Origin of the sequence: Sphingomonas daechungensis (genome assembly GCF_039543105.1) — a bacterium.
In the GTDB taxonomy this organism is placed as follows: domain Bacteria; phylum Pseudomonadota; class Alphaproteobacteria; order Sphingomonadales; family Sphingomonadaceae; genus Sphingomicrobium; species Sphingomicrobium daechungense.
In genome coordinates this window covers 1372630-1390978 of record NZ_BAABJC010000001.1, presented here as the reverse complement: position 1 = coordinate 1390978, position 18349 = coordinate 1372630, and the positions used below count along the sequence as shown (strand labels likewise).

The window sequence follows — 18349 nt, the reverse complement described above, 5'->3', positions numbered from 1 at the left end:
ACGGCTGAGCCGGACTATCCCCGTCAGTGCGAACATTGGGAACATTCGGCTCCTCCGGTGTGCCCGTTTTGGCTGAGCCGATCGACCTCTTCCGACGTGCTCTGGCCGGGGCCGCGCGAGCGATTGCCCGCGACCCGGAAGTTGAGGTGGTCTTTGCGACGGAGACCGCACCGCCGTCCGGGAAGACGGCGCGCGTGCCTTCGCCCGGTGCCAGCCTGCAGCGAAAGCTGGTTGCCGAGGCGCGCGGTGCCTCCGATTCGCTGGCGCTTCGCCTCCGCTATCATGACGACTCGCTTCACGCCGCGGCGGCGCCTGTCGATCTGGAGGCGCGGGCCGTCTTCGATGCGCTGGAAACTGCCCGCTTCGAGGCGCTCGGCGCGCGCACCATGTCCGGTGTTCGCGCCAATCTCTCCGAGCTGACCGAGGCGCGCATTCGGGGCGACGCAATCCTTCGCGCCAGGAGCGAAGACGAGGTTCCCCTTGCCACGGCGATCGGTCTGCTGGCCCGGGAGCGGCTCACTGGCGACGCCCCGCCGCAGTCGGCCAAAGCAGGCCTCGACCTGGTTGCACCCTGGATCGAAGAAAAGGCCGGTGTCGATCTCGACGCCCTCGCCATGACCATCGACGATCAGGCTGCCTTCGCGAAGATCGCTCGAAGATTGCTGGAGGACCTCGATCTGGCGGCCGGCGCTGACGAGGCGCAGGAACCGCCAGAAGCCGGCGGCGATGAGGACGAGGGCGACGACGGCACTGGCGAGGACGGCGACGACGAGACTGAAAGCGGCGCCACATCCGATCAGACGGAAATGCGCGCCGAGCAAGTGGAAGAAGAGGGTGACGGCGACACCGCTCCGCAAGACATGGAGCTTGGCGAGGACGAGCTCTCCGACGGCGACGATACAGCCGAGGACGCCTTCTCGATCCCGGACCGGCGCAACTGGGATCTCTCTCCGCAGACCGACTACAAGGCGTTCACGACCCGCTTCGATGAGGTGGTCGAGGCCGAGGAGCTTTGCGATGAAGAGGAGCTGACGCGCCTCCGCGCTTATCTCGACCAGCAGATGGGCGGACTTCACAATGTGGTGACGCGGCTGGCCAACCGCCTCCAGCGCCGGCTGATGGCGCAGCAGGCGCGAAGCTGGGATTTCGATCAGGAAGAAGGGTTGCTGGACGCTGCCCGGCTGGCGCGAGTGATCGTCAATCCGATGCACTCGCTCAGCTACAAGATCGAGCGGGACACGGAATTCCGCGACACGGTCGTCAGCCTGCTGATCGATAACAGCGGGTCGATGCGCGGCCGGCCGATCGCGATTGCCGCAATCTGTGCCGATATTTTGGCGAGGACCCTTGAGCGGGTCGGCGTCGCGAGCGAGATTCTGGGCTTCACAACACGCGCCTGGAAGGGCGGCCAGAGTCGCGAGCTATGGCTTAGCGATGGCCGTCCGGCGACGCCCGGTCGCCTGAACGACCTTCGGCATATCGTCTACAAGCGCGCGGACGAGCCCTATCGCCATGCCAAGCGCCATCTCGGCCTGATGATGCGAGAGGGGCTCCTCAAGGAGAATATCGACGGCGAGGCGCTGCTGTGGGCGCATAATCGATTGATTGCGCGGCCCGAAGAGCGCCGGATCCTGATGGTGATTTCAGACGGCGCGCCGGTCGACGATTCGACCGCTTCGGCCAATGGCGGTGCCTATCTCGAGAGGCATCTGCGGCAGGTGATCGAATGGATCGAGCGCCGCTCCACGGTAGAACTGGTCGCCATCGGTATCGGCCACGACGTGACCCGCTACTACAGCAGGGCGGTCACCATCATGGATGCGGAGCAGTTGGGCGGGGCGATGATCGAGCAGCTCGCGAATCTGTTCGAAACAGCCTGAGGCTGAAAGAATTAGGGCCCGACGCGGTAAGGCGTCGGGCCCCCCTCGTAACGCGACGCGAGGGACAGTTGGTGACGAGGAAAAAGGGGGAAACCTCGGCACTTGTTGGGCTTATGTCCGATTCGCGCTTCACCGAAGCTGAATGACCCTGGCAACGTCTGTTCAGGAAACAGCATGACTATTGCGAACGCTTCGCAACAAGCTAATGGCGGTTCATGAGCCCGAAAATGATTCGCCTTCGCCGTGCGTGGTTCCAGTTGCACAAGTGGATCGGCCTGATCCTTGCGATCCTGATCATTCCGTTGTCGCTCAGCGGATCGGCGCTGGTCTGGCGCGGTTGGCTGGACGCGCAGGTCAACCCGCACCGTTATCCCGTCGTGAGTTCGCCTTTGGCCACGCCCGGCACCTACGCTGAAGCCGCCAACTCGCTTCTCAAGCCAGGTGATCGCATCGTGTCGATGGCATTTCCGGACAAGGCCGGAAGCGTCCAGGTCACGATCACCAAGGCGCCGCTTGGCGATTCCAGGCCGCAGCGGGCGTGGATCTGGCTCGACCCGACGAGTGCCGAACCGCTCGACCGCGCCAATATGAACGAGGGGGTCGTCCGCGTCCTCCACACCTTGCACGGGAACCTGATGTACCCCGGCGTCGGCCGAAAGGTCGTAGGCTGGATCGGCGTCGCGATGTTCATCTCGTCGCTCACCGGCATTTGGCTGTGGTGGCCGCTGAAAGGCAGCGTCACGCGGGGCCTGCGCTGGAACCGCCGGCCTGACTTCAACTCCAACCTTCATCATCTGGGCGGGTTCTGGATTGCGATACCGCTCGCGATCATGTCGGGGACGGGCGCCTGGATCTCATTCCCCGGCGCATTCAGCGTGCTCTCAGGCTCACCCGTCGGGCACGTCGGTCCCGGGTCCCAAGGCCAGCCGCTGACGCTCCCGCGCCAGAGCGTGGATCAGGCGGCGACCTCTGCCCAGAAGCTGGTGTCGGGCCGGCTTACGAACGTCGCCTGGCCGACCGACAAGTCGCCGGAGTGGACGGTAAAAGTCACCGCCAACGGGAAAGCATCTGAAATCAAGGTTCGCGACCTTGACGCAACGGCCACGTTGGCGCCGGAAAGGCCGCAGACGGTCGCGCGAACGATGGAACGGATCCACGATGGCAGCGACATGCCGCTCTGGTGGCAGATTGTGATGTTCATCTCGGGAATCCTGCCGGCCATCCTGGCGGTGACGGGAATCCTGATGTGGCTGCGCATGCGCCGGCGGCGCGAACGGCACCGTCGCGGCGCGGCGGCGATGGCGGAATCGGAAGCTTTGGAGAGCTAGCGGCCCGTTCGGGACCGCTGACGGGTCAGGCCGCGGCCTGACCCTTCTTGACGATCTCGCGCTTCAGCTTGCGGACCTTCGGCGACAGCTTGTCATCGCTGGTCTTCAGCAGCCAATTGTCGAGGCCGCCGACATGCTCGACCGAACGCAGGCCGTGCGTCGAAACGCGCAGCTTCACGCTCTGCCCAAGGGCGTCGGAGATCAAAGTCACGTTCTGCAGGTTCGGCAGAAACGTGCGCTTGGTCTTGTTGTTGGCGTGGGAAACATTGTGTCCCACCTGCCGGCCCTTGCCGGTCAGCTCGCAAACGCGCGACATGTTGTTCGTTCCTGATTCGTTGAAGCGGGCCGCTCGCGAGAGGGCCCGGAAAGCCGCAGCCCGATACCCATAAGGGTCTTGCGCGTCAACACTTGCGAGGAAACCTTGGCAGCCGCAATGACGTTATGTCGCTTGGACTACGTTAGATCGGAACAGGGATGCGCGCAGTTCTTTTACTTTTGATCCTCGCCGTGGTGGCGTTGATCGTACTCGTCGCCACCGGGCTCATCGACATCAATCAGACGCGACCGGCAGAAGTGCCGCAGGTGTCCGTGAACTCGAACGGCATTACGGCGACGGGCGGTCAGACCCCGGCTTTCGACGTCGAAACGGGAACCGTCAGCGTCGGCGCCAACCAGGCGAACGTCACGGTCCCGGTGCCTTCGCTCAAGGTCAATCCGGCCGACGGCAACCAGGCACAGCCGGCCACCAACACCGCTCAGTAATCGACAGGAGGAGCGGCCTGCACTAGCCGGCTGGTGTGAGCTTTCCGCTTCCATCGCCGATGCGTCGCGCGCTCGACCTTGCTAGAGAGGCCGCGGCCGATGGCGAGGTACCGGTGGGCGCCGTCGTGACCAAGGGCGAACAGATCATTGCCGAGGCCCGCAATGCGATGCGCGGAAGCCTCGATCCGACGGCGCACGCTGAAGTTGTCGCGATCCGGCATGCGGCCGTGACCCTGGGCCAGTCCCGGCTCGACGGCTGCACCCTCTGGGTGACGCTCGAACCCTGCGCCATGTGTGCGGGAGCGATCGCACTGGCGCGGCTGGATGGGCTCCGATTTGGAGCTGAAGATCCGAAAGGCGGCGGGGTCGTCCATGGCGCGCGCGTGTTCAACCAGCCAACCTGCCACCATCGCCCGGACGTTCTCGGTGGGATTGGTGAGGCGGAATCCGCGGAGCTTCTCCGCGATTTCTTCGGTGACAGGCGCTGAAATTGACCAACGCTTGTGAACAAATGCGCGCGCGGGCATTTAACAGCCTCACGCAATGAGCGATCCTTCCCCCATTCCCTGGTTCGACGTCGTCATCATCCTGGCCTTGGTGATGCTCAACGGCGTCCTGTCGATGAGCGAGCTGGCGATCGTGTCCTCCCGCGAAGCGCGGCTGAAGGCGATGGCCAAGACAGGCAGCGCCGGGGCGAAGTGCGCATTGCAGCTTGCCGCCAATCCCGGCCGGTTTCTCTCGACCGTCCAGATCGGCATCACCCTCGTCGGAATCCTTGCCGGTGCATATTCAGGCGCCACGCTCGGTGAGCCTGTCGGGGAGAGAATCACGCTGCTGGGCCTGGAGCCGGATACGGCGCAGACGGTCGGGTTCGCTATCGTAATTATTCTCACGACCTTCGCCTCGGTTGTGGTCGGCGAGTTGGTGCCGAAGCAACTTGCCCTGCGATCGCCGGAGCCCATTGCCGCAGCCATGGCGCGTCCGATGCGCTGGCTGTCAGCCTTGACGGGCCCGATTGTCTGGCTCCTAGACCGGACTAGTGGCCTTATCTTCAAGCTGTTGGGTCTCAACCGCGAATCCGAGAATACGGTGACCGCGGAAGAGCTTCATCTGGTGGTGGCCGAAGCACAGACTGCCGGAGTCCTCGAAGAAAGCGAGCGGGCGATCATTTCGGGCATCGTCCGTCTTGCCGACCGGCCCGTACGCGAGGTCATGACACCGCGGACCGATGTCGACTGGGTCGATGTGAGCGCGACCAAGGAAGAGTTCCGCAACGCGCTCAAGGAGACGCCGCACAGCCGGATCCCGGTGGCGGACGGTTCGGTCGATGACATCATCGGCGTGATCCAGGCACGCGACCTCCTCGACGCTGTGCTCGACGGCCGCGAAATCGATCTGCGCGAAATGACCCGCACGGCGCCAGTCATTCCCGATCTGATGGACGCGATGGACGCCCTTGTAGTGCTCCGTTCGGCCGAGGTTCCGCTGGCGCTCGTTCACGACGAATATGGTCACTTCGACGGTATCGTGACGCCCGGAAGCATCCTTGCGGCCCTGGCCGGCACGTTCGCCCACGACGTCGAGGAAGGTGATGAGCCCGACTTGTTCGAGCGTGACGACGGCAGTTGGCTGGTGTCCGGGGCGGCAAGCGCCGACCTGCTGGAAGACCGGTTAGGCGTGAACATGCCCAACGACCGCGATTATTCGACAGTTGCCGGCTTCGCGCTTTCGGTCCTGAAGCGGCTTCCGCAGACCGGCGAGACCTTCACGCACGATGGCTGGCGATTCGAAGTCGTCGACATGGACGGGCGCAAGATCGACAAGCTGATCGCGTCGCGACCGAAGCGCAGGTCTCGGGACAGCGAACCGGCAAAAGCCGAGGAAAATTGAAATCCACAGGGGGGACGATGCTTAGGACGCTGATCGCCGCGGTCGCAGCTTCATTGCTGGCTTTGGTTTCGCAAGCGCACGCGCAGTCTGCGCCCGCACCGGAGTTGAAGCGAGGCGTCAACGTCCTTGGCTACGACCCGATCTGGACCGATCCGGCGCAGGGCCGCTTCCAGGAGCGGCACTTCACGGAGATTCGCAAAGGCGGGTTTGACTTCATCCGCGTGAACCTCGCGGCGTTCCGGCACATGGATTCGAGCAACACGCTCAGCCCGCGCTTCCTCGATCGGCTCGACTGGATCGTCAACAAGGCCGGCGCAGCGGGATTGTCGGTCATCCTCGACGAGCATGATTTCAATGCCTGCTCCGAAGATGTCGATACCTGCCGGACGAGGCTTTCCGCGTTCTGGAGCCAGATCGCGCCGCGATACCGGAATGCGCCGCCGTCCGTGATATTTGAACTATTGAACGAACCGCATGCGAAGCTCGACGCCGACACGTGGAACGCCTTGTATCCGGAAATCCTCGCGGTGGTGCGCAAGTCCAACCCGACCCGAACGGTGATCATCGGCCCGACGCAGTGGAACAGCCGCGAGAAGCTCGACACTCTCAAGCTTCCGGCGAACGATCCGAACATCATCGTCACGTTCCACTATTACGATCCCTTCCGCTTCACCCACCAGGGTGCGGGCTGGGTGCCCGAAATGAAGGATGTTCGCGGAGTGACCTGGGGCTCGGATGCCGATCGGGCCACGATTGCCGCCGACTTCGGCAAGGTCGCCGCCTGGGCGAAGGCGAACAACCGGCAAATCCTGCTCGGTGAGTTCGGCGCATATGATCGGAGCGGCACTCCGATCGAGCTGCGCGCGGCTTACACGGACGCCGTTGCCCGTGAGGCAGAGCGGCACGGTTTCAGCTGGGCCTACTGGCAGTTCGACAGCGACTTCATCGCCTGGGACATGAAGCGGGACGGATGGGTCGAGCCCATTCACAAGGCCCTGATCCCGACCGCGCCGTAGCGCGTCAGAGGCGGCCGAAGCTGGCTTCGAACCCCGCGGTGTCGCCGCGGGCGAGAAGATCCGCCTGCTCGACGACGCGGTCTCGCTCCAGCCTGCCGGCGAACGCTCCGAGTTGCGCGTCGATCTTGCCGATGTCGGCCGGCGTCAGCCGCGCGAGTTGATCGAAGCTGTGGTAGCCGAGCCCGTTCAGCGTCTGCGCAAGCTTTGGGCCAACGCCTTTGAGCCTGGTCAGATCGTCCCGCTGATCACCCTCTGCCAATGCGCGGTGGACTGGTGCTCCAATAATCTCGCCGACGACGTCGCTGGCCGCTGCGGCTGCTTCTCCGTCCAGCCCTCTGCCTTCAGCCTCAGCCTTCGGGTTGGCCATGTGCGGGCGAATCGGCGTGGTGTCGGTCAGCTGCACGCGCTGCCTCGGGCGCAGCAGGAGGAAGGCGATCAGCGCGACAACGACGACCGCGACGATGATCAGGACGAGATTATTCTGAAGATCCATCACCAACTCCACTGCGCATTATACCGCCGCCGAAGCTCCAGCAGATAAGCCAACAACAATCCAAGGCCAAAGCTGATCAGGGCCGCAAGTTCCACTTCCAGAAGCAGGGGCAAGGCGAAGCCGGAGCCGCTATCCGCCCAGTGCACTTCGCCTACGCCCGGTACGTCATTCAGGATGCGCACAAGCTCGGATCGCTGGAAGGCGTCGGCCGGGCCTGACAGGACGAGGCTTCGCTTGAGCGGCGAGCGAACGACTGCCGCCTGAACTGGAGCCATTTCCCAATCGATGAGGACTTTGCGCGTGAACTGCTCGGTCGAGCTGGCGAAGCGCTCGCCGGTCCCGACCGGCCCGTGCCAGACCCACGCGATGATCAAGACGGCTGCGGTGGCAATGAGCACCGTCAGTGAGCGCTTTCGCTTGTAGGCTTCGCGACCAACGGCTTTGTCCTTGCGGAAGCCGATGCGTCCGGCGACGACTCCGATTACCACGGCGGCGGTGATGACGGGCCAGTAGAGATCCCAAAGAAAGTTCATTCGCCAGCCAAAGCGTTTTCACCGCTTCGTTCGAGTTCTCGCCAGCCGATGTCACGGCGATGGAAGCCGTCGGCAAAGTCGATCTGATCGACGGCCCGATAGGCGCGAGCCCGCGCATTGGCGAACGTGTCGGCAACTGCCGTCACTGCGAGCACGCGTCCGCCCTTGGCCACCAGCGTGTCGCCGCTGCGCGCAGTGCCCGCGTGGAAGACGGTTACTCCGGGCACCTGCTCGGCGGCCTCGATCTCGCGGATCAGGCCACCCGACGCGGGCGTACCGGGATAGCCCTGAGCGGCGACGATGATTGTCATCGAGTGGTTCGCGGACAGTTTCGGATGCGCCTCGCCGAGCCGGCCGGTCGCAACCGCGAGGAGCAACTCCGCGAAATCCCCCTCAATCAGCGGCATGATCGCCTCGCACTCGGGATCTCCGAAGCGGGCGTTGTATTCGATCAGCTTCGGGCCATCCGCGGTGAGCATCAGTCCCGCGTAGAGCACGCCGGAAAAGGGCGTGCCGGCATCGGCCATCGCCTTCGCCGTCGGGATCACGATTTCGTCCATGGCCCGCTGCTGCAGTTCGGCGGTGAGTACCGGGGCGGGGCAATAGGCGCCCATTCCGCCGGTGTTCGGCCCGGTGTCGCCTTCGCCGACCCGCTTATGGTCTTGCGCCGAGGCCAGGGGCACTGCGGTCACTCCGTCGACGAGAGCGAACAGGCTGGCCTCCTCGCCTGAAAGAAACTCCTCGATGACCATTGGCCCGTCGCCGGCGGCATCGATGGCCGCCTCGGCTTCCTCTCGCGACATGGCGACGGTCACGCCTTTGCCCGCCGCCAGTCCGTCCGCCTTGATCACCACGGGAATGCCGAACCCTTTCAGCGCGTCGTGCGCAGCGGCTACGGTCTCGACCCGAACGTATCCTGCGGTGGGGATAGCGTTTGCAGCGCACAGGTCCTTGGTGAAGCCCTTGGAACCTTCGAGCTGCGCTGCGGCGGCATTCGGCCCGAATACGGCGAATCTTGCATTGCGGAGGGCGTCGCCAACACCAGCGACAAGCGGAGCCTCCGGCCCAATCACGACGAGGTCGATGGCGCGCCCTTCGGCGAGCGCGATGACTGCAGCCGGATCGCAGGGATCGACCGGGACGCACTCGGCCCATCGCGCAATCCCCGGATTTCCCGGCGCGGCGATCAACGTTTCGCAGGTCGGCGATTGCCTCAGCCGCCACGCGAGCGCATCTTCGCGTCCACCCGAACCCAACAGCAGGACGTTCATGGATCTCCCCGAAGACAGCGGCGGTGGCCTGTTAGCCGAGGCCAAGGCTGGCGACAACGCGCCAGCGCTCACAGTGACCGAGCTGTCGATGTCGCTCAAGCGGACGATCGAGACGTCCTTCGGCCGGGTGCGCCTCCGTGGCGAGATTTCCGGGTTCAAGCGGCATGCCTCCGGCCACTGCTATTTCAGCCTGAAGGACGAGGGCGCCTGCATGGACGCGGTCGTCTGGCGGACCAGCGCCCAGACGCTGGCGTTCCGGCCCGAGGACGGCGCCGAGGTCATCGCGACCGGGAAACTCACCACATATCCGGGCCGGTCGAAGTACCAGATCGTCGTCGAGAGGATGGAGCTGGCGGGCGAAGGCGCGCTGATGGCGTTGCTCGACAAGCGCCGGCGAGCGCTGGCCGCCGAGGGACTCTTCGAGGGCTCCCGCAAGCGGAAGCTGCCGTTCATGCCGCGCGTGATCGGCGTCGTGACGTCACCGACCGGAGCGGTAATCCGTGACATTCTCCATCGTCTCGAGGACCGCTGCCCGACCCGCGTTATTGTCTGGCCGGTGCCGGTTCAGGGGGAAGGCGCGTCGACGAAGGTCGCGGCGGCCATCCGCGGGTTCGGAGCAATCGAAGCCCGCGGTCCTGTACCGCGTCCCGATCTCATCATCGTCGCGCGCGGCGGCGGCTCGATCGAGGACCTATGGGCTTTCAACGAGGAGGAGGTCGTTCGCGCGGCGGCCGAGTCGCCGATTCCGCTGATTTCCGCGGTTGGGCATGAGACCGACACAACCCTGATCGACTTTGCGTCCGACATGCGCGCGCCGACCCCGACAGCCGCGGCCGAGCTGGCTGTCCCGGTCCGCGCGGAGTTGATGGCCCTAGTCGACGATCTAGGACGCCGTTCGGCGTCGTGCCTAACTGTCCAGGCGAGGCGAGCGCGCGAGCGGCTCGACTTGACCCTCCACCGCTGGCCGCAGCCCGAGACCTTGTTCGCTCCAGCGACCCAAAAGGTCGATGACCTCACCGGCCGGCTGCCAAGGGCACTTTCCGCTCGTGCCGCCCATGCGCGGGCCGACCTGAGTGCCGTCGCTCCACGCCTCCGGCTCGAGCTGCTGAGCGACCGTGTGCAGCGGGCGCAGGATCAACTCGCGTCGCTGTGGCGGCTTGCCGAGCTCGCGCATCCAGACCGGCCGTTGAAGCGAGGCTTTGCGCGGGTCACCGATCGCGAGGGAAAGACACTGACGCACGCCGCGGAAGCCGTCGCCGCTCGCAATCTCCAGCTGCACTTCGGCGACGGTACGGTCGATGCGACGACGGGCCTGGAGCCGAAGGCACCGCAGCGGGTTGAGAGGAAGGCCAGCCGCCCTTATGTCGGCTCGCAACGGGGGCTGTTCGATGAGCCTGAGGAATAGCCAATGCTGATGAGCGGATCGGGTCGCGCCGCGCGCCTCCATTACCTTGCCGGGACCTTCCGTGTGCTGTCGAACGGCGACCACGTCATCTGTGCGGTGACGGGCACGCGCATTCCGCTCCATGAGCTCCGCTATTGGAGCGTCGATCGGCAGGAAGCTTACGTTGACGCCGATGCCAGCCTCCAGGCGGAGAAGAAAGCCGGCGCTTAGCGCCAGCTGGCCGTTGGTCGAATTGGCCTTGCGCCGGAGCTTGAGCCGGGTTCACAGACCATATTGGCGCGCTTGCGAGAGCGTTCGCGAGCGCAACGCGACAGAATGGAGGCGGTCCATGCATGTACGCCTGTTGATGTTGGCAATTGCCGCGACATTCCCGGCCCCTTTACTGGCAGCGCCTGAAAGCAAAGTGAGTTCGGCGACTGATGCCAATGAAAAGGTCTGCGAGAATGTGACGCAGATCGGCAGCCGGCTTGCAAAGAGGAGGGTCTGCGCGACTCGCGCCGAGTGGGAAGAGCGCAACCGGCAGGATCGCGAAGCGGTGTCCCAGGCGCAGAAGCAGATCGGCGGGCCCTGCTCCACGGTTTCGAACAAGACGGGTGGGGTCACATGCTGATGCGGGTAATCCCTGCGGCTGCACTTTTGGCGGTACTGGCGTCCTCGCCGCTGCTTGCAGGCGAGCCCGCTCAGAGCGTGCCAGCGACCAACACCAACGTCGGCCCCAAGGACGAGAAGATCTGCGAAAACATCACGCCCATCGGCAGCCGGCTCGCGACCAAGCGGTTCTGCGGCACTCGCGCCGAGTGGGAAGACCGCAAGCGCCAGGATCGCGAGGCGATCGAGAATGCACAAAGAAGCCCGTGCATGCTCACGCATAACAGCGGAACCGGGCGCCCTTCCTGTTAGAAACGGAGGCGATCATGCATACGAGTATCGTGCCGATCCTCACTCTGGTGCTCGCGGCCGCGGCGCCGGAAAGCGCTCCACCTCCGCCGGTTCCGGCGACGAACACCAACGTCGGCAATCCCAACGAGAAGATCTGCGAGAACATTACTCCAATCGGGAGTCGCCTCGCGACCAAGCGCTTTTGCGGGACGCGGGCGGAATGGGCCGACCGCAAGGCGCAGGAGAGGCAGGCGCTGGAGGACGCGCAACGCGCCCCTTGTGTCCACAAAGCCGGGTGCCCTTGACCGCCGCTGACAGGTAGGTCTCAATCCCCATGTGGACGGGGGCACCATCCAGCAACACCTCACGGAGGCAGATCGGGCGCTGAAGGCCGGCGCCAACGATGTCGCCCGCCACCATCTCGACGCCGTTCTCGCGTTCGACAGCAGCCATCCGGGCGCTCGCAACTGGCTTGGCCTGAAGGCGCTCGAACGGAATGACCCGCGCGCCGCCATCGAGCATTTCACGATTGCATGTGAGCGAGACCCCAAAGGGCAGCCGTTATGGATGAACCTCGCTCGCGCCTTTCGTGAGCTTGGCGACGCGGCTGGTGAGCGCAATGCGCTCGAGCAAGTCCTGGCGCTGGATCGCCGTGACCTGCTTGCGCTGATCCGACTCGCCGAGCTTCACGAGCGGCTGGGCGAAGCAACGCTCGCGGCGAAGCACTGGAGCGCCGTCATCGCGCTCTCGAAGAACATTCCCAACCGCTCTGCGGAGTTCGAAAAGCTGATCGAGCGTGGCACCGCCTATGTCCAGGATCAGCAGCGGAGGCTGGCGGACGCGATCGCTGCGGACATGGCCGATGAACTCGCTGTAGCCGGCACTCGCGACCGGAGGCGGATGGCGGCTGCCGCCGATCACTGGCTCGGGAAGCGGCCGATTTACGCCAATCATTGCGAGGGGCTGCATTACCCTTTCCTGCCTGCGGACGAGTTTTTCGACCGCGCGCACTTCCCGTGGCTCGAGCAGTTGGAGGCGGCGAGCCCCGCGATCCTCGCCGAACTGCTCGCAATCCTCGCTGATGGAGAGTCCGGTCTGGAGCCGTACATCGCGATGGAGGATGGCGTTCCGCAAAGTCAGTGGTCCGCGCTCGACAAGTCGCTCGACTGGGGTGCCTTTCACCTCTGGAAGGAAGGCGACCGGATCGGCGCCAATTGTGCCCGCGCGCCGCAGACCGCCGAGTTCGTTGAATCACTGCCGTTGTGCCGGATCCCCGGACGTGCGCCCGCCGTCTTCTTCTCCATCCTCAAGGCCGGAAGCCATATTCCGCCGCATACTGGCGCCACCAACGTCCGCAGCATCGTTCATCTGGGGCTGATCGTGCCCGACGGATGCGGATTTCGTGTCGGGGGCGAGACACGGGATTGGCGCGAGGGCGAGGCCTTCGTGTTCGACGACACCATCGAGCATGAGGCGTGGAACCGCAGCAACAAGGATCGCGCGGTCCTGATCATCGACACCTGGAACCCGCACCTCAGCGAGCATGAGCGGGAAATGGTCTGCCGCTTCTACGAGACGGCAGACCGGCAGCGCGGGATGGTGCTTTAGGGCCTACTCGGCGGCTTCGCGGACATTCTCGTCGGCAGGCAAGATGACGAGGCCGCCGTCGCCCTCGTCGACGTGCACCGCCTGTCCGTCCTTGATCTTGCCGGCGATGATCATGTCAGCGAGCGGGTCCTGCAGATACTTCTGGATCGCGCGCTTGAGTGGCCGCGCGCCATAGACCGGATCGTAGCCCACGCGCCCGAGCCAGGCACGTGCGGCAGGAGTCAGATCGATCCGGATCTTGCGGTCCTCAAGCAGCTTCTGGAGCCGCGCGACCTGAATATCGACGATCGGCCCCATGTGCCCTGCCGACAGGCGGTGGAACAGGATGATCTCGTCCAGCCGGTTGAGGAACTCCGGCCGGAAGTGAGCCTGGACGACCTCCATCACCTGCGGTTCGACCTTGTCGGCCGGTTCGTCCTCACCGAGGCCCGCCAGATATTGCGAGCCGAGGTTGGAGGTCAGGATGATGATCGTGTTCGAGAAGTCGACGGTGCGGCCCTGGCCGTCGGTCAGGCGTCCGTCGTCCAAAACCTGCAGCAGGACGTTGAACACGTCGCCGTGCGCCTTTTCGACCTCGTCGAAGAGAACGACCTGATAGGGCCGGCGGCGAACGGCTTCGGTAAGGACTCCGCCCTCTTCATAGCCGACGTAGCCCGGAGGAGCGCCGATCAGCCGCGCGACCGCGTGCTTCTCCATGAACTCCGACATGTCGATGCGGACCATTGCCGAGGCGTCGTCGAACAGGAATTCGGCAAGCGCCTTGGTGAGTTCGGTCTTGCCGACGCCGGTGGGCCCGAGAAACAAGAACGAGCCGAGCGGCCGATTGGGGTCTTGCAAGCCTGCGCGTGAACGGCGGACAGCGGCGGCCACGGCCTTCACCGCATCTTCCTGGCCGATGACTCGGGCGCCGATGAGCTTCTCCATCTGGAGCAGCTTTTCGCGCTCGCCTTCCATCATCCGTTCGACCGGAACGCCGGTCCAGCGGCTGACGACGGAGGCGATGTCCTCGGCGGTGACTTCCTCGCGAAGCATCGCGCCCTTTACGGCCGCCTGAGCTTCTGAAAGTTGCTTCTCCAGCTCGGGAATGCGCCCGTATTGCAGCTCACCGGCCTTGGCGAGGTCGCCGTTGCGTTGCGCCTGCTCCAGCTCGATGCGGACCGCGTCCAGCTGCTCCTTGATCTTCGCTTCGGCGCTGATCTTGTCCTTTTCGGCCTGCCAGCGCTGAGTGAGCTCCGCCGACTGCTGTTCTAAGTTCGCCAGCTCTTCTTCGAGCTTGCTCAGGCGTTCCTTCGAGGCCGCATCCTGCTCCTTTTTCAGTGCCTCGCGCTCGATCTTGAGCTGGATGATCCGCCGGTCGAGGTTCTCGATTTCCTCGGGCTTGGATTCGACTTCCATGCGGATCCGGCTCGCGGCCTCGTCCATCAGGTCGATCGCCTTGTCCGGTAGGAAGCGGTCGGTGATGTAGCGGTTGCTGAGCGTCGCCGCCGCGACCAGCGCGCCGTCGGTGATCCGCACGCCGTGGTGAAGCTCGTACTTTTCCTTGAGGCCGCGCAGGATCGAGATGGTGTCGGGAACGCTCGGTTCGCCGACGAACACGGGCTGGAAGCGCCGCTCCAGCGCCGCATCCTTCTCGATATATTTGCGATACTCGTCGAGCGTCGTCGCGCCGATGCAGTGCAGCTCGCCGCGGGCCAGAGATGGCTTGAGAAGGTTCCCGGCGTCCATCGCGCCTTCGGCTTTGCCGGCGCCAACCAGCGTGTGCATCTCGTCGATGAACAGGATGATCTCGCCCGCGGCCTGCTTCACTTCGTCGAGCACGCCTTTCAGGCGCTCCTCGAACTCCCCACGATATTTCGCGCCGGCGATCAGCGAACCCATGTCGAGCGACAGCAGCCGCTTGTCCTTGATGCCGTCGGGCACGTCGCCATTGGTGATGCGCAGCGCGAGACCCTCGGCGATGGCGGTCTTGCCGACGCCCGGCTCGCCGATCAGCACCGGATTGTTCTTGGTCCGGCGCGCGAGCACCTGGATCGTGCGGCGGATCTCCTCGTCGCGGCCGATGACCGGGTCGAGCTTGCCTTCGCGTGCTGCCGCCGTGAGATCGCGGGCGTATTTCTTCAGCGCGTCGTAGCGGTCCTCGGCGCCTTGCGTGTCCGCCGTTCGCCCGCCGCGCAGCTTCTCGATGGCGGCATTCAGGTTCTGCGGGGTAAGGCCCGCCTTCTGCAGGGCGTTGCCGACGTCGGTGCCCTTGGCGAGCGCCATCGCCAGCAGGATGCGTTCCACCGTGACGTAGCTGTCGCCGGCCTTCTGAGCGACCTGTTCGGCCTGGTCGAGGATGCGGATGGTGTCGCCATCCAGCGCGGGCGCCTGTGTCGCTCCGCTGCCGGTGACAGCCGGAATCTTTGAAACGAGGGCGTCCACCTCGCGCTGCGCGGTTTTCGCGTCTCCGCCTGCCGCGTTGATCAGACCCGCGGCCATACCCTGCTCGTCATCAAGCAATGCCTTCAGCAGATGCGCCGGCGCGATCCGCTGATGGTGCTCGCGAACTGCGATGGTTTGCGCCGCCTGAAGAAAGCCGCGGGCGCGGTCGGTGAGCTTTTCCAGATCCATTTCCTACCCCTGTTCAGCAGGCCGGATATGGTGTTGCTTCAGCGCAACACAAGGTGCCGCTCAATGCTGTTGCGGCTGTGAATCGGAAGAACCTGTCGGGGCGGCCGAAGGTGCGAAGACGACCTTCGGTCCGGCGGGCTCAACCGGTGTGGTTGCGATCACTGGCGCAGCGCCAGAGCTTGCGGCTGAAATGGTGGGAAGCGGCTGCGCGATGGTGGCGATGTCCGTCGACTTGGCGATCGGCGGGCAGAGCGAAGCCACGGTCGGATCCATGTTCCACCGGCGATACTTGGTGGTGTCCACGTGGAAACGCAGGAACGCGTAGAAGCCGAGCCCGACCTGGTAGTCGGGGCCGCGCCGCGCCTGAACTCGGCATAAGGTGCGCATCAGGTCTTCGCGCGTGGTCTGCCGCAGCGGAACCATGTCGATCGCGGAATAATGCTTGTGGGCGCTCTCCGGGGCACCACCCGCACAGGCGTTCAGCGCCGGGTTGCGATATGCGGACACCGGCTCGACCGGCCCGACCGCCGGGATCACGTAGTCGCGGACGTATCGCAATGTCTGCACGATGTGCGGCCACTCACTGGTGGGCGGAACCTCGAACGGCTGGCCGCCGCAACGTTGCCAGGACGTGGCAGTTCGAAGCAGCTGCCAGGTCGGAAAGACTCCGCCGACGTCATACTGCTCGAGGTAGGCATTGAACGCCCTTACGGAGTTTCCATGCGCCGGTGCCGCCGCATACCAGTTGCGGTAACCGGGCTCGTCCTGTCCGACCGTGATGTAGTCCGCCGCCGGATTGAACGTCGCGGCGCCGGGCGCGTACACGACGGAGCCCGACGGCGGAGCAGGAAGCACAACCTGGGCCGACGCCGAAGCGGCCAAACCAAGCAAGGGAAGCAAGAGCCAGCGCATCGGCGCATGATACTCCACCCCGGTGGGTTGAAAAGCTCGTCTTTCCCGCACACTGTCGCAGCCATGGAGCGCCCGATCGAAGTCGAGCTACCGCACAAGCTGGGCCGCGACGAAGCGCACCGGCGGATCGCGGACAACGTTCACAAGCTTCGCGACCATCTTCCGGGGGGCGCCGCGGCCCACGTCCAGTCGAATTGGTCGGGCGAGACGCTCAATCTCGATATCACCGCCATGGGCCAGACGGTCGCAGCGCGGCTGGATGTCGAGGAGACGAAGGTTCGCGTTCGGGTCGCCCTACCGGGCATGCTCTCCTTCTTCGCGGGACCGATCGAGGCAGCGTTGAAGGCGAAGGGCGGCGATCTTCTACTCGAAGACAAGAGCAAGAAGAGCTGATGCGCCACTTCGCCATCGTCGGATCGGGGCCTGCGGGCTTCTACACGGCGGAGGCGCTCGCCAAGGCCTATGGCGACCAAGCGCGAATCGACATCCTCGATCGCTATCCTGTGCCCTACGGCCTGATCCGCTTCGGCGTGGCGCCCGATCATCAGTCGCTGAAGGCGGTGAGCAAGCGCTACGACAAGGTGACGGACGAGCCCGGTGTCGACTTCATCGGAAACGTGACAATCGGCGGCGACGTCTCGGTCGAGGAACTGCTGGCCCTATACGACGGGGTCATCCTGGCGATCGGCGCTCCGCATGACCGCAAGCTCGGCATCCCGGGAGAGGACTTGCCGGGCGTGGTCGGTTCGGCGGAATTCGTCGGATGGTACAACGGCCATCCCGATTTCGCCGACCTCGACCCTCCGCTCGACGGGACGCACGCTGCCGTCATCGGCAATGGCAATGTCGCGCTCGACTGCGCGCGCATCCTGTCCAAGACCCAGCGAGAGTTCGAAGGCTCCGACATTGTCGGCCATGCCCTGCAGGCGCTTGAAAGTTCGGCGATCAGGACCGTCACCATCCTCGGCCGCCGCGGGCCGCACCAGATCGCCATGACGCCGAAGGAACTCGGCGAGCTTGGGCATCTGGAGGAGTCGTCGCCGGTGGTCGAGGCGGCAGACTTCCCGCCGGTCGAAGCAGACGATGCGCTCGAACCGGGCCATCGCAAGTCGATCAATATCCTCCGCGAATTCGCCGCCACGCCACCCGACGCATCCAAGCCGAAGCGCCTCGTCTTCGATTTCTTCGCCAAGCCGGTGCGGGTCGAAGGCGACGGCAAGGTGGAGCGGATCGTCGTCGAGCGGACCGAACTCGACGAAAATGGCGCCGCTCGGGGGACGGGCGAGAGATATGAAATCAAGGCCTCACTGGTCATTTCCGCCATCGGATATTCGACGCCGCAGATGGATGGCGTTCCTTACGATGAGCGTGGGGGCAAGTTTCAAAATAAGGGCGGGCTGATCGCCGATCGGCTGTACGCGGTCGGCTGGGCCCGGCGCGGCCCGACAGGCACCATCGGCACCAATCGGCCCGACGGCTACGAGGTTGCCGAGCAGGTCGCCGCCGCAATGCCCGCAGGAAGTGGCAACGACCGCGAAGGCGCGACCGGACTCAAGCGCCTGTTAGCCGAGCGCGGCGTGATGGCGACAGACTATGACGATTGGCGGAAAATCGAGGAAACCGAGGTCGGCCGCGCCCGTCCCGGCAGCCCCCGCGAAAAGTTCGTCCGCGTCGAGGAATGGCTATCCGCGCTCGGCCGCTGATTCGCGGGTTGCGCTTACAGGATACCCCATCTATCTAGCCGCGGCCTTGGCTCCCGCAG

Annotated in this window: 20 protein-coding genes; 14 read left to right on the top strand and 6 right to left on the bottom strand. The window is 64.8% G+C overall.

Annotated features, from left to right (window positions below):
* Positions 1-26 precede the first annotated feature (26 nt).
* Entirely contained in the window at positions 27-1880 is a 1854-nt protein-coding gene (cobT, locus tag ABD928_RS07255) for a cobaltochelatase subunit CobT (RefSeq protein WP_425569693.1), read from the top strand.
* A gap of 215 nt (positions 1881-2095) precedes the next feature.
* Positions 2096-3208 (top strand): PepSY-associated TM helix domain-containing protein, encoded by a 1113-nt coding sequence (locus tag ABD928_RS07250; RefSeq protein WP_345167486.1) that lies wholly within the window; start codon positions 2096-2098, stop codon positions 3206-3208.
* A gap of 25 nt (positions 3209-3233) precedes the next feature.
* Here the strand turns inward: ABD928_RS07250 and rpmB are convergent, their stop codons facing one another.
* Complete coding sequence (rpmB, locus tag ABD928_RS07245) at positions 3234-3524, bottom strand: 50S ribosomal protein L28 (protein WP_187715683.1); 291 nt, start codon at positions 3522-3524, stop codon at positions 3234-3236.
* 158 nt (positions 3525-3682) lie between these two features.
* Here rpmB and ABD928_RS07240 point away from each other — a divergent pair, with 158 nt between their 5' ends.
* Genes ABD928_RS07240 through ABD928_RS07225 form a run of 4 tightly spaced genes read left to right on the top strand, consistent with a single transcriptional unit; the run spans position 3683 to position 6876 of the window.
* Positions 3683-3970 carry a hypothetical protein gene (locus ABD928_RS07240; RefSeq protein WP_187715684.1) on the top strand — a complete coding sequence of 96 codons (288 nt, stop codon included), beginning with the start codon at positions 3683-3685 and terminating at the stop codon, positions 3968-3970.
* A 59-nt stretch (positions 3971-4029) separates the two neighbouring features.
* Positions 4030-4458: a nucleoside deaminase gene (locus ABD928_RS07235; RefSeq protein ID WP_187715831.1), complete on the top strand. Its 429-nt coding sequence runs from the start codon at positions 4030-4032 to the stop codon at positions 4456-4458.
* Positions 4459-4513: 55 nt separating this feature from the next.
* Positions 4514-5860, top strand: coding sequence for a hemolysin family protein (locus ABD928_RS07230; RefSeq protein ID WP_187715685.1), 1347 nt, complete (start codon positions 4514-4516; stop codon positions 5858-5860).
* A 17-nt stretch (positions 5861-5877) separates the two neighbouring features.
* Entirely contained in the window at positions 5878-6876 is a 999-nt protein-coding gene (locus tag ABD928_RS07225) for a glycoside hydrolase family 5 protein (protein ID WP_187715686.1), read from the top strand.
* A gap of 4 nt (positions 6877-6880) precedes the next feature.
* Here ABD928_RS07225 and ABD928_RS07220 read toward each other — a convergent pair whose 3' ends face one another.
* The 3 genes from ABD928_RS07220 to purD are packed head-to-tail and all read right to left on the bottom strand — an operon-like array spanning position 6881 to position 9173.
* Positions 6881-7369 (bottom strand): hypothetical protein, encoded by a 489-nt coding sequence (locus ABD928_RS07220; RefSeq protein ID WP_187715687.1) that lies wholly within the window; start codon positions 7367-7369, stop codon positions 6881-6883.
* Positions 7369-7902, bottom strand: coding sequence for a hypothetical protein (locus ABD928_RS07215; RefSeq protein WP_345167481.1), 534 nt, complete (start codon positions 7900-7902; stop codon positions 7369-7371). The genes ABD928_RS07220 and ABD928_RS07215 overlap by 1 nt, the downstream gene beginning before the upstream one ends.
* Positions 7899-9173, bottom strand: a complete 1275-nt coding sequence (purD, locus tag ABD928_RS07210) for a phosphoribosylamine--glycine ligase (protein ID WP_345167478.1) — start codon at positions 9171-9173, stop codon at positions 7899-7901. The genes ABD928_RS07215 and purD overlap by 4 nt, the downstream gene beginning before the upstream one ends.
* Between purD and xseA the strand changes: the two genes are divergently transcribed.
* From xseA to ABD928_RS07180, 6 genes are all read left to right on the top strand, one after another.
* Positions 9172-10578 carry an exodeoxyribonuclease VII large subunit gene (gene xseA, locus ABD928_RS07205; RefSeq protein WP_345167475.1) on the top strand — a complete coding sequence of 469 codons (1407 nt, stop codon included), beginning with the start codon at positions 9172-9174 and terminating at the stop codon, positions 10576-10578. The genes purD and xseA overlap by 2 nt on opposite strands.
* A gap of 3 nt (positions 10579-10581) precedes the next feature.
* Positions 10582-10788, top strand: coding sequence for a DUF2093 domain-containing protein (locus tag ABD928_RS07200; RefSeq protein ID WP_187715689.1), 207 nt, complete (start codon positions 10582-10584; stop codon positions 10786-10788).
* Between the two features lie 193 nt (positions 10789-10981).
* Positions 10982-11188, top strand: coding sequence for a hypothetical protein (locus tag ABD928_RS07195; protein WP_187715690.1), 207 nt, complete (start codon positions 10982-10984; stop codon positions 11186-11188).
* Positions 11182-11478, top strand: coding sequence for a hypothetical protein (locus tag ABD928_RS07190; RefSeq protein WP_187715691.1), 297 nt, complete (start codon positions 11182-11184; stop codon positions 11476-11478). The genes ABD928_RS07195 and ABD928_RS07190 overlap by 7 nt, the downstream gene beginning before the upstream one ends.
* A gap of 14 nt (positions 11479-11492) precedes the next feature.
* On the top strand, positions 11493-11762 hold the full coding sequence (locus ABD928_RS07185; RefSeq protein ID WP_187715692.1) for a hypothetical protein: 270 nt from the start codon (positions 11493-11495) through the stop codon (positions 11760-11762).
* Positions 11763-11793: 31 nt separating this feature from the next.
* Positions 11794-13065: an aspartyl/asparaginyl beta-hydroxylase domain-containing protein gene (locus ABD928_RS07180; RefSeq protein ID WP_345167469.1), complete on the top strand. Its 1272-nt coding sequence runs from the start codon at positions 11794-11796 to the stop codon at positions 13063-13065.
* 3 nt (positions 13066-13068) lie between these two features.
* Here the strand turns inward: ABD928_RS07180 and clpB are convergent, their stop codons facing one another.
* Both clpB and ABD928_RS07170 read right to left on the bottom strand, forming a co-directional pair.
* Positions 13069-15675: an ATP-dependent chaperone ClpB gene (clpB, locus tag ABD928_RS07175; RefSeq protein ID WP_345167466.1), complete on the bottom strand. Its 2607-nt coding sequence runs from the start codon at positions 15673-15675 to the stop codon at positions 13069-13071.
* A 60-nt stretch (positions 15676-15735) separates the two neighbouring features.
* On the bottom strand, positions 15736-16587 hold the full coding sequence (locus tag ABD928_RS07170; protein ID WP_187715693.1) for a D-Ala-D-Ala carboxypeptidase family metallohydrolase: 852 nt from the start codon (positions 16585-16587) through the stop codon (positions 15736-15738).
* Between the two features lie 63 nt (positions 16588-16650).
* On the opposite strand from ABD928_RS07170, the gene ABD928_RS07165 reads away from it, so the two are divergent.
* Positions 16651-16980: a polyhydroxyalkanoic acid system family protein gene (locus tag ABD928_RS07165; RefSeq protein WP_187715694.1), complete on the top strand. Its 330-nt coding sequence runs from the start codon at positions 16651-16653 to the stop codon at positions 16978-16980.
* Entirely contained in the window at positions 16980-18290 is a 1311-nt protein-coding gene (locus tag ABD928_RS07160) for an FAD-dependent oxidoreductase (RefSeq protein WP_345167461.1), read from the top strand. Before ABD928_RS07165 ends, ABD928_RS07160 begins: the two co-directional genes overlap by 1 nt.
* Positions 18291-18349 lie beyond the last annotated feature (59 nt).